Source organism: Pseudomonas sp. TMP9 (assembly GCF_037943105.1).
Lineage (GTDB): Bacteria > Pseudomonadota > Gammaproteobacteria > Pseudomonadales > Pseudomonadaceae > Aquipseudomonas.
On record NZ_CP149803.1, the window covers coordinates 1,203,159 to 1,216,105 of the forward strand.

Consider the following 12,947-nt stretch of genomic DNA (forward strand, 5'->3'; position numbering starts at 1 on the left):
TTTGCGCCTTAAACCAGCGGTTAGCGGAAGTTCCTTGCTTGGAGGGTTTTGCAAAAACTCCAGAGTATTTTGTAAGAAGCGAGTCGGCTTATGCCACTAAATTGCTTTTTAAGATTCGCGTGGCACGCAAGTGCAGGCCATTTCTTGGGTTGTGCAGGCGAGCCTGCGCTAAAACTATTAGCCAGTATCTGTCGCACGGGGCGGTCGCTCATGTGGCAGGCTAGGCTTAGCTGTGTGTTACGCCATTAGTGTGCGCGCGTTTGGCGAGTGGTTTCAAAGCAGTGATCGCGAGCAGTGGTCGCTTTTAATTAGAGTCACGGTTCGATCCGTGCCAACACGAGAACAATAATATGAATGAGCAAAACGTTTTTGTTGTGGGGGTGACCTTTACGGTCTACCTCGCCTTGATGCTGTGGTTGGGCCTTGTGGCTTACAAGCGCACCAGCAACCTGTCTGACTACATTTTGGGGGGGCGTTCGATCGGCCCGACCACCGCCGCATTGTCAGCGGGCGCGTCCGACATGAGTGGCTGGCTGTTGCTGGGTTTGCCTGGCTACGCCCTGGTCGCCGGCTTTGAAGCCACTTGGATCGCTGTCGGCCTGCTAGCGGGTACTTGGTTAAACTGGCTCTTCGTCGCCCAGCGCCTGCGCATTTATTCGCACACGGCCAATGACTCGGTGACCATGCCGTCCTACTTCGAGAATCGGTTCAACGACAAATCCCGTGCCCTGCGTGTGGTTTCGGCGTTAATCATTCTGACTTTCTTCTTGTTCTACACCAGCTCTGGCCTGGTGGCATCCGGCAAGCTGTTCGAAACCGTGTTTGGCCTTGACTATAAAATCGCCGTGATCGTCGGCACCTTAGCGGTGGTCTCCTACACCTTGTTCGGTGGCTTCCTCGCGGTAGCCTGGACCGATGTGGTGCAGGGCTTGTTGATGGCTGCTGCATTGGTGTTAGTGCCGGTTTTCGCGCTCAACGCGGTGGGCGGCTTCGAAGCGGCGCACCTGGCCATCGCCACGAAAAACCCTGAGCTGCTGACCTTCTTCAACGACGCCAAGGGCCAGCCGTTGGGTATTATCGCCATTCTTTCGCTGCTCGGCTGGGGCCTTGGCTACTTTGGTCAACCGCACATCCTTGCGCGCTTCAAAGCGATTTCTAATGACAAAGATATTCCTACAGCCCGCCGTATTGCGGTCAGCTGGACCGCGCTGACCCTAGTTGCTGCGCTGTCCATTGGCTGGGTAGCTTTGGGTTATTTAGAAACGGATCTGGCTGATGCTGAGACCGTGTTTATGGTGCTGGTCAACAGCCTGTTCCACCCCGTAGTGGCTGGTATTCTGATGGCCGCCGTGTTGGCTGCGATCATGTCCACCGCCGACTCGCAGTTGCTGGTGAGCTCCTCTGCATTGGCAGAAGACTTCTATAAAGCCATCCTGAAAAAAGATGCGGGTGATGCTGAGCTGGTATGGATTGGCCGTGGCGCGGTGGTGCTGATTGCCATTATTGCTCTGGTCTTAGCGATGAACCCGGACAACACCGTGCTGGGCTTAGTGTCCTATGCCTGGGCTGGCTTCGGCGCTGCCTTTGGTCCGGCCATCCTGTTGTCGTTGTACTGGAAGCGCATGAACCGTAACGGCGCTCTGGCCGGCATCATCTTGGGTGGTTTGACTGTGGTGGTCTGGAAGCAGCTGTCTAGCCTTGGCGGTGTGTTTGGTCTTTACGAAATCATCCCCGGCTTTATCTTGGCAAGCATTGCCATCATCGTCGTCAGCTTGATGACTAAAGAGCCTGAAGCTGCGTTGCAGGCGCAGTTCGATGAGGTTAAGCGCAAGCTGGCCTAAGCCATACATAGCCTGCGGTCCTGCGCAGGTAGCTTGCGAGCCAGTATTTTTGACTAATGCTCGCACGACTCACTCATACTTTGCCGGCCCACACTTTTTGTGTGGGCCGGTTTTTTTATGGGCAAACCATGGTGATTCTTCTTCGAACTATCGCCTTGCTACGTCAAAAATAGATCAGATAAATGTTAGGCCTAAAGAAAGTCTCGCTATCGATCAAGCGTGCGCTTGGCTATGGTGGTGCGTGTGTTCACTTAGGCTGCTCAAACAGGTTTTACATGACTCAATCATCTAATAATCCGCTGCATGGCGTCACCCTTGAGACCATTCTCATCGCCCTGGTTGCTCAGTTCGGGTGGGATGGTTTGGCGCAACGCATCGACATCCGCTGTTTTAAGAGCGAGCCGAGTATCAAATCCAGTCTGACTTTTTTGCGTAAAACGCCGTGGGCGCGGGAGAAGGTCGAAGCCCTGTTTATTCGCTCGCAACCGCGTAAATAGGCGCTTAGAACCCGTTCAATAAGCTGGCACCCTTGTTGCAATACTTCTGCAAACGCCGCGAAGCGTCAAAAAACCGCGGCCTGTGGAGGTAATGATGAGCCAAGGTGTTGAATTCAATCGCTTGATGCTGGAAATGCGCTCTATGCAGGCCGATGCCATGGCGCGTCAAAAGCCTGTTGCCAGCACGCCTGAAGCGGGTGCGCCGAGCTTTTCTGAGATGTTTGGCCAGGCCCTTGGCAAAGTCAGCGAAAATCAGCAGGCCGCCAGCAAGCTCGCTACTGCCTTTGAGATGGGTACCAGCGGTGTGGACTTGACGGATGTGATGATCGCCGCGCAGAAATCCAGCGTATCAATGCAGGCCATGACCCAGGTGCGCAACAAGCTGGTTCAGGCTTATCAAGACATTATGCAGATGCCGGTTTAAGGGTAGGGCTGAATCATGGCTGAAGCCGTCGCTGCAAACGTACCTGCTACCACCACTGGTGAGCCAAGTAAGCCATTGTTTGGCTTAACCTTTTTGGAAAATCTCGCCGACATGTCGATGTTGCGGCAAATTGGTCTATTGGTCGGCCTGGCCGCTAGCGTGGCCATCGGCTTTGCGGTGGTGTTGTGGTCCCAGCAGCCCGATTATCAGCCGCTCTATGGCAGCCTTGATGGCATGGATGCGTCTCAGGTGATGGAGACGTTATCGGCCGCCGATATCCAGTACACCGTAGAACCCAATTCGGGTGCGCTATTAGTCAAGTCCGGTGACCTGGCTCGTGCGCGTATGCGCTTGGCGGCTGCGGGTGTATCACCGACTGATAACAGCATTGGCTTTGAGATTCTCGACCAAGAGCAAGGCCTGGGCACTAGCCAGTTTATGGAGGCAACCCGCTATCGCCGTGGCTTGGAGGGCGAGTTGGCGCGCACAGTTTCCAGCTTAAACAACGTCAAGGGTGCACGGGTGCACCTGGCCATCCCGAAAAGCTCAGTGTTCGTGCGTGATGAGCGCAAGCCCAGTGCTTCAGTATTGGTCGAGTTGTATTCCGGGCGCGGCCTGGAGCCAAGCCAGGTGATGGCCATTGTTAATTTGGTTGCCAGCAGCGTGCCGGAGATGGACAAGGCGCAGGTCACCGTGGTCGACCAGAAGGGCAACCTGCTCTCGGACATTCAGGAAATGTCCGAGCTGACCATGGCGGGCAAGCAGTTTGATTACAGCCGCCGCATGGAAAGTCTGTTTACCCAGCGCGTGCACAATATTTTGAATCCGGTGCTTGGCTCAGGTCGCTATAAGGCTGAAGTGTCAGCGGACGTAGATTTCAGCGCGGTGGAATCCACCTCGGAAATGTTCAACCCCGATCAACCGGCGCTGCGCAGCGAACAGCAAGTTAATGAACAACGCACCAGCAGCCTGCCGCCACAAGGCGTGCCGGGCGCTCTGAGCAATCAGCCGCCTGGCGCGGCAGCTGCGCCGCAAGTGGCTGGCGCGGGCGCTGCCGCTGTGCCAGGGCCAATCGCTGCAGGCCAGCCACTGCTGGATGTCAATGGTCAGCAGATCATCGACCCGGCCACTGGCTTAGCCATGCTCGCACCGTATCCGGCGGACAAGCGCGAGCAGTCCACCCGCAACTTCGAACTGGACCGCTCCATTAGCTACACCAAGCAGCAACAGGGCCGTCTTCGCCGCTTATCAGTGGCCGTGGTGGTGGATGATCAGGTCAAGATTGATGCGGCCAGCGGTGACGTCACGCGGGTGCCGTGGAGCAGTGATGATCTGGCACGCTTTACCCGCCTGGTGCAGGACTCAGTAGGGTTCGACGCCAGCCGGGGTGACAGCGTGAGTGTTATCAATACCGCATTCTCCATCGAGGTGGGCGAGGATCTTGCGGCGTTGCCGTGGTACCAGAGTGAGTTGTTCCTGCTGGCCATGAGCGGCCTTAAGCAACTGATGCCGGCTCTGCTGATCTTTATATTGGTTTGGTTTGTCTTGCGCCCAGTGATGAAGAACATCACCGGCGCCGGCAGAGACCAAGGCGATGGCCGTGGTGGTGATGTTGAACTCGGCGAAATGGGGGCATTGGGTGGTGATTTGGCCGAGGACCGGGTCAGCTTAGGTGGCCCGCAAAGCATCCTCCTGCCCAGCCCGAGTGAGGGGTATGATGCACAACTCAATGCTATTAAAAGCCTGGTCGCTGAAGACCCGGGCCGCGTAGCCCAGGTTGTGAAAGAGTGGATTAACGCTGATGAGTGATAACCGCACCGCGACTAAATTGAACAAAGTCGACAAGGCCGCGATCCTGCTGCTGTCGCTTGGTGAAACGGATGCGGCCCAGGTGCTGCGCCATCTGGGACCCAAGGAAGTGCAGCGCGTTGGCGTGGCCATGGCCGGCATGCGCAATATCCAGCGCGAGCAGGTTGAGCAGGTCATGGGCGAGTTTGTCGAAACCGTTGGCGACCAGACCAGCCTTGGTGTTGGTGCTGATGGCTATATTCGCAAGATGCTCAATCAGGCCTTGGGCGAAGACAAAGCCGGTAATTTGATTGATCGAATTCTACTGGGTGGCAGCACCAGTGGTTTGGACAGCTTGAAGTGGATGGAGCCGCGCGCTGTGGCCGATGTTATCCGTTACGAGCATCCGCAAATCCAAGCCATCGTTGTAGCCTACCTCGACCCCGATCAGGCCGGCGAAGTGCTGGGCCATTTTGACCACAAGGTCCGCTTGGATATCGTGTTGCGCGTGTCATCGCTGAACACGGTGCAACCGGCGGCGTTGAAAGAACTTAACCAGATCTTGGAGAAACAGTTCTCTGGCAGTTCCAGTTCGACCCGCGCCGCACTGGGCGGGGTAAAGCGTGCTGCCGATATCATGAACTTCCTTGACAGCTCGGTCGAAGGCCAGCTGATGGACTCCATTCGTGAAGTGGATGAGGACTTGTCCAGCAAGATCGAGGACCTGATGTTCGTCTTCGATAACCTGGCGGATGTCGATGACCGCGGCATCCAAGCGCTGATGCGCGAAGTGTCCTCGGATGTGTTGGTACTGGCGCTTAAAGGTGCTGATGAGGCCATCAAGGAAAAAATCTTCAAGAATATGTCCAAACGCGCTGCCGAATTGCTGCGCGATGATTTGGAAGCCAAAGGTCCAGTGCGTGTCAGTGACGTTGAGGGCGCACAGAAAGAAATCCTCACCATCGCCAGGCGCATGGCTGAAGCCGGGGAAATTGTCCTCGGCGGCAAAGGCGGCGAGGAAATGGTGTAACGCATGTCCAGTAAAGAGCCGGCGAGTGAGCTGATACGCGCCAAAGATCTAATCGGCGTTGATGTCTGGGCGTTGCCCAGCTTTGACCCACAAGTAGAAGTGCCAGAACCCAGCGCAGATGACGCTGTCGAGCCATCAGCCAGCGCTGAGCAACATGCTCAGGCCGAAAGCGAAGAAGTCGCTCTAGAAGACGTCAAGCCTTTGACGTTGGATGAGCTTGAAGCCATCCGTCAGGACGCTTACAACGAAGGCTTTGCCACCGGTGAGAAAGATGGCTTCCATGCCGGCCAGCTGAAAGCTAAGCAAGAGGCTGACATGGCCTTGGCTGCAAAAATAGCCGGGCTTGAACAGGTGATGACCCAGCTGTTTGAGCCGATTGCCGAGCAAGACCAGCAACTTGAAGAAGCGCTGATCAAGCTGCTGGAGCAGATGGTGCGCCACGTGATTCAGCGCGAGTTGGTCAGCGACTCCAGCCAGATTCGTCAGGTGCTCGGTGAGGCACTTAAGCTGCTGCCGATGGGCACTGGCAATATCCGCATTCACCTCAACCCGCAAGATTTCGAGATGGTCAAAGCTTTGCGTGAGCGCCATGAAGAGAGCTGGCGGATTCTTGAAGATGCCTCTCTATTGCCTGGCGGTTGCCGGGTAGAAAGCGAACTCAGCCGCATTGATGCCAGCGTCGAAACTCGGCTGAACCAAGCCATCAAACAACTCTTCGAACAGCAGCGCGAGCAAGCGGTGCATCCTTTAGATGCTGATCTGCATACTGATCTGGACGCCGCCCCAGCGAATAAAGAAGCGCTTGCACCGGCGCCCGCAGAGGCGAACCTAGAGGCGGTTTCTGAGGCGCGTGCGGATGCGCCTTGAGCGGGTGAGCTTTGCCAAGCGCCTGGCGGGTTACAGCGAGGCCGTGGCGTTACCGACTCAGCCGCAGGTCGAAGGCCGCTTGTTACGAATGGTCGGTTTGACTCTGGAGGCTGAAGGCCTGCGCGCTGCCTTGGGTAGCCGCTGCATGGTGATCAACGATGACAGCTACAGGCCGGTGCAGGTTGAGGCTGAGGTCATGGGGTTTTCCAACGGCAAAATCTTCCTGATGCCGGTTGGCAGCCTGGCCGGCATCGCGCCGGGCGCTCGCGTGGTGCCCTTACCAGACACGGGTCGCTTACCCATGGGTATGTCGATGCTCGGCCGGGTGCTCGACGGCACTGGCCGTGCCCTCGACGGTAAAGGCGGGATGAAGGCGGAAGACTGGGTGCCAATGGACGGTCCGACCATCAACCCGCTCAACCGTCACCCGATCAGTGAGCCGCTGGATGTCGGCATCCGTTCAATTAACGGCCTGTTGACGGTGGGTCGTGGCCAGCGTCTGGGTTTGTTCGCGGGTACCGGTGTCGGTAAATCGGTATTGCTGGGCATGATGACGCGCTTTACCGAAGCCGACATTATTGTGGTCGGGCTGATTGGTGAGCGGGGCCGCGAAGTTAAAGAGTTTATCGACGAAATCCTCGGTCAGGAGGGCATCAAACGCTCGGTGGTGGTGGCTTCGCCGGCCGATGACGCGCCGCTCATGCGCTTACGCGCGGCCATGTACTGCACGCGAATAGCTGAGTACTTCCGCGATAAAGGTAAGAATGTTCTGCTGCTGATGGATTCGCTGACTCGTTTTGCCCAAGCCCAGCGTGAAATCGCTCTGGCCATTGGCGAGCCGCCTGCGACCAAGGGTTACCCGCCCTCCGTGTTTGCGCGCCTGCCCAAACTGGTGGAGCGCGCAGGTAATGCGGAGAAGGGCGGTGGTTCGATTACCGCGTTTTACACCGTACTCAGCGAAGGCGACGACCAGCAAGATCCGATCGCTGACGCCGCCCGTGGTGTGCTCGACGGTCATATCGTGCTCTCGCGCCGCCTCGCCGAAGAGGGGCATTACCCAGCCATTGATATAGAAGCGTCGATCAGCCGGGTGATGCCGCAAGTGGTCAGCGCAGAGCACATGCGCGTGGCTCAGCGGTTTAAACAACTGTGGTCGCGTTACCAGCAGAGTCGCGATCTGATCAGTGTCGGGGCCTATGTGCCGGGCGGCGATGCAGACACCGACCTGGCCATCGCGCGCCAGCCGGCTATGGTCAAGTATTTGCGGCAAAACCTGCAGGACAACGAAAGCTTAGAAACCAGCAGTACGCAGTTGTCAGCGATCTTCAACCCTGCAACTGGTACATAAGCCATGGCACAAAGCCGCGCCGCGCGGCTGGCCCCAGTGGTCGATATGGCCGAACGCGCTGAGCGCGAGGCCGCCCTGCAACTGGGCCATTGCCAAGGTCTGCTGCGTCAGGCTGAAGTGCAGCTGGGGGATTTGGAACGCTACCGCGGTGATTACCAGCAACAGTGGATCAACGAAGGCCAGCACGGCGTTTCCGGGCAATGGCTGATGAACTACCAGCGCTTCCTCACTCAGCTGGAAACGGCCATTGGCCAGCAACGTGGCAGCGTCGATTGGCACCGCGCCAATATGGACAAAGTGCGCGATGTTTGGCAGCAGCGCTATGCGCGCCTTGAAGGTTTGCGCAAGCTGGTCAAGCGTTATCAAGACGAAGCGCGTATGGCTGAAGATAAGCGTGAGCAAAAACTTCTCGATGAGCTCTCGCAGCGTTTGTCAGCCCGTGGCTCACACTTCTGAAACCCTCACAAGCAGCTTCGCTGGGCTGAGTCACGCCTCAATGTCGGCGAAACAGTTGCCGCCTGACTGCTGCGATGCTACATCTTGATCACATACAAGCCGTAACCCGAGTCACTAGAGCATGCGGTTTGGCTTTTTCGTTGTTAGGAGTCACCCATGACTATCACCTCACTGTTTTCATCTGATGGCCACGAGCTGACCATTCTGATTCAAGGTCGTTTTGACTTTGCCGCGCATCAAGATTTTCGTGATGCTTACGAGCGTATTGAGAGCCCCCCGCAGCGCTATATGATCGACCTGAAAAACACCACTTATCTGGACAGCTCGGCGCTCGGCATGTTGTTGCTGTTGCGCGATCACGCCGGCGGCGACCACGCGCAGATCAGCCTGCTCAATTGCAACCCAGATGTGCGCAAAATTTTGGCCATTTCGAATTTCGAGCAGTTATTCAAGATCGCTTGACCGGAGCGCCTGTCATGCTAGAGGTTTTGTCTGTCCTCATCGCCGAGGACAGCCCCGCCGACCGCATGCTGCTGTCGGCTATTGTCAGCCGGCAGGGGCACCGCGTGCTGACGGCCAGTAATGGTCTTGAAGCGGTCGCGTTGTTTAAGCAGGAGCGCCCACAGCTGGTGCTGATGGACGCCTTAATGCCGGTGATGGATGGCTTTGAGGCGGCGCGGCGGATCAAGCTAGCGGCCGGCGAGGAGCTGGTGCCGATTATTTTTCTCACCTCCCTGACCGAAGGTGAAGCGCTGGTGCGTTGCCTGGAAGCGGGCGGTGATGACTTTCTGCCAAAGCCCTACAACCGGGTCATTCTCGAAGCCAAGATTAAGGCCATGGATCGTTTGCGCCGCTTGCAGGACACCGTGTTGCAGCAGCGCGATCTAATTGCCAAACACAACGAGCATCTGCTCAATGAGCAGCGGGTGGCCAAGGCGGTCTTCGACAAGGTGACCCATTCCGGCTGCCTGGACGCACCGAACATCCGCTATTTGCAGTCACCTTATGCGGTGTTCAACGGCGATCTGCTGCTTGCAGCGTTCAAGCCTTCGGGTGGCATGCACGTGCTGTTGGGTGATTTCACCGGCCACGGCTTACCTGCTGCGATAGGCGCGATGCCGCTGGCTGAGGTGTTTTATGGCATGACGGCCAAGGGCTATTCCTTGGCGGAAGTGCTGCGCGAGATCAACGCCAAGCTCAAACATATCCTCCCCGTGGGGGTGTTTTGCTGCGCCGCTGTGCTCAATATCAGCTTCCAGCGCCAAGTCGTTGAAGTCTGGAATGGCGGCTTGCCAGATGGCTATTTATTGCGCGGCAATGGTGATCGGCAGCCACTTGTTTCGCAGCACTTGCCACTGGGGATCCTTGAGCCCAGCGCATTCAACGATAAGCGCGAAGTCTATCCGTTAGCGCTGGGTGACCGCGTTTTCCTGCTTTCTGACGGCGTACTAGAGGCGTGTAACAAGCAGGGTGAGTTGTTTGGGGAGCAGCGCTTGCTCGAAGTATTCGCGGCTAATCGGCAGCAGGCGGCGCTGTTTTCCGACATTCAGCAGGCGCTGACGCGCTTCAGCGGGGAGCAGCAGGACGACGTCAGCTTGCTTGAGGTCAGCTTGGTCGAAGAAGGGCAGCTAAACCGTCCGCCACTGGCTTTCGCTGACAGCGGCCAGAGCCACTCACTGGATTGGTCGGCCAGCTTCGAGTTTCGCGGTGAAACCTTGCGTCACTTCAACCCGCTGCCATTCCTCTTGCAGTTGCTGCTTGAGGTGCAAGGATTACGGCCCCAAGGCGGTGCATTGTTCAGTGTGCTGGCTGAGCTGTATTCGAATGCCCTAGAGCATGGCGTGCTCGGCTTGGATTCGACGCTCAAGGCGAATGCTGAAGGGTTTGCTGAGTATTACCGTCAACGCAGCATGCGCTTGGCTGCGCTGACGGATGGCTTTGTCCGCTTTCATTTGCAATTACTGCCCGAGGGCACGGGCGGACGTTTAATTGTGCGGGTCGAGGACAGTGGTTCAGGTTTCGATGCACGTCGAGTGCCGATGTATCCTGGTGACACCTATAGTTTGAGCGGTCGTGGGCTGGCGCTGGTCAGGCAATTGAGCGAGCGCTGCAGTTGGGGCGACGGAGAGCCTGGGGTGCGCGTGGAGTTTTCCTGGTTGCCTGGGGCATAATCTCTGGATACGCCAAGGGAGTGAGCAGTTGTCCGATATTCACCTAGATAGCTCAGTATTGGTGACATTGCAGGATGTCATGGAAGACGAATACCCCGTGCTGCTGGATACCTTTTTGGTTGATTCCGAAGAGCGCCTGTTGATTCTGCATCAGGCTGAGCAGGCTGCTGACGCATTGGCCCTGCAGCTGGCGGCGCATAGTTTTAAAGGCAGTTGCAGCAACATGGGTGCGCTGATGCTGGCCGGGCTGTGCAAGCAACTGGAAGAGGCTGGGCGGCGTGAGGAGCTTGAGCAGACGCCTCAGTTAGTCGAGCAAATTGAGCGTGAATTTGCCATTGTGCGCATCCTGCTCAAGACTGAGCGTCAGCGTTATCGGCACTAGTTGTAACGCGCTACGTCCGTGTTGACGGCCTTTCATTCCGCCTCATCCTTGCGTTAACAAGTTGGCCCGTCCTTTGCAAAACCCTCTGCACGACCAACCCCGAGCGGAGAGTATCCATGTCCGTTGCCCCCGATCTGCTGCTCAAGTCAGCACCTGAAGTAAAGTCCAGGGCCGCTGCATCAAGGCCTCCGGAAAGACCCGCGCAGCCCAATAGGGATGAGGCTTCTAGCTTCTCTCAGGTGTACGCCAAGGAGCGTCAGGCCAAGGCTGCAGAGCGAAATGAGGACTCTGCTAAGTCCGAGCGCGCAAGCAAACCTGCAGAAAAACTAGAAGAGGAGCCGCAAGCTGTTGCCGCTGTCGGGCCGACTGAGGTTGCCGATAGCGGCAAGCCTTTGCCGACTGATCCGGCCAGTGAAGGCGCGGTGCTTGATCCACTGTTGTTGCTCGGCATAACCGGAGAGTTGCCAGCGCCAGAAACCCAAGAGTTGCTGGTCGACAGTAAGCCGGCGCCCCTGTTGGTAACCAGCGGTTTGACCGGTTCTGGCCCTGCGAGCATGACCGAGGCCAGCTTCGATGCTGAGCTGGATGCCCTTAACCAACTGCCGGCAGTGCGTATGGCGTTAGAGATGGGTGCGAAGGAAAAAGCCTTGGCTGAACAAGCGGCCACACCCGTCGCGCAGGCCAATTTAGCCACGCAAAGTGCTAGCCAAAGCATGCTGGCCAGCCAATTGGTACAGGACGAGATGCCCATCGAAGGCGATGCCCTTGAGCTGCCAGAACTCCAGCTAGAAGCGTTGACGGGTAAAAGTCTTGAAGCGCTCAAGGAAGGCACGGCGAATAGCGCGCCCGAGAATTTTGTCAGCAAACTTAATGCCCTGACCCAAGCTATTGGCCAGCAAAACCAACTGTCTGCGCGCGCGCCACTTGTGGTTGGGCAGCCAGTGCCCATGCAGCAGGGCGGTTGGAGTGAGGCGGTAGTGGACCGCGTGATGATCATGTCCAGCCAAAATCTTAGGTCCGCTGAAATTCAACTCGACCCTGCTGATCTAGGTCGTCTGGAAGTGCGCATCAGCATTAACCAAGAGCAAAGCCAGGTCACGTTCGCCAGCCCGCATGCCGGAGTGCGTGAGGCGCTGGATTCGCAAATGTATCGCTTGCGTGAACTGTTCGCCCAACAAGGCATGAACCAACTGGATGTGAATGTCTCCGATCAGTCGCTCAGCCGCGGCTGGCAAGGTCAGGACGGAAGCGGCAGTAGAGGCCGCGGTGGCAGCTCTGGCGATACTCTGGGCACGGACGAGGAGTTGCACATCAGCTCGGTAGAGTCGGCCCGCACGACCTCCAGCAGCATCCGCGGCTTAGTCGATTACTACGCTTGACGCGCGTGCTGCTGTAGTTGCATGGCCCACTGATCTAAACTGCATTTCGCCCGGTCCCAGCGTGTGGGAGCCGGGCGATTTTTTTGGGCGTGCGTTAAGTGCGTCTTAGCCCTATCACCCTGTTGGTGAGGGCTGCCCAGATTGAGCAGGTTTGTTGACAGACTGGCATAACACTTGCTCTTAACCCTTTGATAACGGATAAAACTCCGAATTACGACGGATTATTGGCATGGCTAAGAAAGAAGCAGCGCAAGCGCCGGCAGATGCCGAGGCGAAACCAGCCGGCAAAATGAAGCTGATCATTATCATCGTAATTGCCGTTTTGCTGGCCATCGGTCTTTCCGTGGGCGGCACCTTGTTCTTTTTGGGCAAGAAGGATGCTGGCGTTGATGAAGCCAAGGCCGCAGCCAGTGCCGAACCTGCGGTGCCGGTCAAGCAACCAGCAATTTATGAAGAGCTGACGCCAGCATTTGTAGTGAATTTCAATTACCAAGGCCGTGCGCGTTATATGCAGGTCAGCGTGGCCCTGATGACCCGTGATCAGGCGGCGTTGGATGCCCTGAAAGTGCATATGCCGGTGTTGCGCAACCGCTTAGTGATGCTGTTTTCCGGTCAAGACTTTGCCTCCTTGATTACCCCAGTGGGCAAAGAAATGCTGCGTCAGCAGGCGACAGCCAGTGTGCAAGAGCTGGCCGAGAAAGAAACCGGCAAGGTCACCGTCGAGCAAGTGCTGTTCACCAACCTCGTGTTGCAGTAACCAGGAG

At 57.0% G+C, this 12,947-nt stretch carries 13 protein-coding genes; all 13 read left to right on the plus strand.

Features of this window, described 5'->3' with window-relative positions; translation table 11 throughout:
• Window positions 1-350: 350 nt before the first annotated feature.
• The 13 genes from putP to fliL all read left to right on the plus strand — a co-directional run bounded on the left by putP (window position 351) and on the right by fliL (window position 12,940).
• Window positions 351-1,841, plus strand: a complete 1,491-nt coding sequence (gene putP / locus WF513_RS05665) for a sodium/proline symporter PutP (RefSeq protein ID WP_339082275.1) — start codon at window positions 351-353, stop codon at window positions 1,839-1,841.
• A 275-nt stretch (window positions 1,842-2,116) separates the two neighbouring features.
• Entirely contained in the window at window positions 2,117-2,338 is a 222-nt protein-coding gene (locus WF513_RS05670) for a VF530 family protein (RefSeq protein WP_339082277.1), read from the plus strand.
• 94 nt (window positions 2,339-2,432) lie between these two features.
• A complete protein-coding gene (fliE, locus tag WF513_RS05675; protein ID WP_339082279.1) occupies window positions 2,433-2,762 on the plus strand; it encodes a flagellar hook-basal body complex protein FliE in 330 nt (109 codons plus the stop codon).
• A 15-nt stretch (window positions 2,763-2,777) separates the two neighbouring features.
• Complete coding sequence (fliF, locus tag WF513_RS05680) at window positions 2,778-4,571, plus strand: flagellar basal-body MS-ring/collar protein FliF (RefSeq protein ID WP_339082281.1); 1,794 nt, start codon at window positions 2,778-2,780, stop codon at window positions 4,569-4,571.
• Window positions 4,564-5,580, plus strand: a complete 1,017-nt coding sequence (gene fliG / locus WF513_RS05685; RefSeq protein ID WP_339082283.1) for a flagellar motor switch protein FliG — start codon at window positions 4,564-4,566, stop codon at window positions 5,578-5,580. The genes fliF and fliG overlap by 8 nt, the downstream gene beginning before the upstream one ends.
• 3 nt (window positions 5,581-5,583) lie before the next feature.
• Entirely contained in the window at window positions 5,584-6,447 is an 864-nt protein-coding gene (gene fliH / locus WF513_RS05690) for a flagellar assembly protein FliH (RefSeq protein ID WP_339082285.1), read from the plus strand.
• Complete coding sequence (fliI, locus tag WF513_RS05695; RefSeq protein ID WP_339082287.1) at window positions 6,437-7,795, plus strand: flagellar protein export ATPase FliI; 1,359 nt, start codon at window positions 6,437-6,439, stop codon at window positions 7,793-7,795. Before fliH ends, fliI begins: the two co-directional genes overlap by 11 nt.
• Before the next feature lie 3 nt (window positions 7,796-7,798).
• The gene (gene fliJ, locus WF513_RS05700) at window positions 7,799-8,251 is read left to right on the plus strand and encodes a flagellar export protein FliJ (protein WP_339082289.1); all 453 of its coding nucleotides are present in this window, start codon (window positions 7,799-7,801) and stop codon (window positions 8,249-8,251) included.
• A gap of 156 nt (window positions 8,252-8,407) precedes the next feature.
• On the plus strand, window positions 8,408-8,713 hold the full coding sequence (locus WF513_RS05705; RefSeq protein ID WP_339082291.1) for an STAS domain-containing protein: 306 nt from the start codon (window positions 8,408-8,410) through the stop codon (window positions 8,711-8,713).
• A gap of 14 nt (window positions 8,714-8,727) precedes the next feature.
• Window positions 8,728-10,422: a fused response regulator/phosphatase gene (locus tag WF513_RS05710; protein WP_339082293.1), complete on the plus strand. Its 1,695-nt coding sequence runs from the start codon at window positions 8,728-8,730 to the stop codon at window positions 10,420-10,422.
• A 28-nt stretch (window positions 10,423-10,450) separates the two neighbouring features.
• Complete coding sequence (locus tag WF513_RS05715) at window positions 10,451-10,804, plus strand: Hpt domain-containing protein (RefSeq protein WP_339082295.1); 354 nt, start codon at window positions 10,451-10,453, stop codon at window positions 10,802-10,804.
• A 116-nt stretch (window positions 10,805-10,920) separates the two neighbouring features.
• Window positions 10,921-12,183, plus strand: coding sequence for a flagellar hook-length control protein FliK (locus WF513_RS05720; protein WP_339082297.1), 1,263 nt, complete (start codon window positions 10,921-10,923; stop codon window positions 12,181-12,183).
• 229 nt (window positions 12,184-12,412) lie between these two features.
• The gene (gene fliL / locus WF513_RS05725) at window positions 12,413-12,940 is read left to right on the plus strand and encodes a flagellar basal body-associated protein FliL (RefSeq protein WP_339082299.1); all 528 of its coding nucleotides are present in this window, start codon (window positions 12,413-12,415) and stop codon (window positions 12,938-12,940) included.
• Window positions 12,941-12,947: the final 7 nt, after the last annotated feature.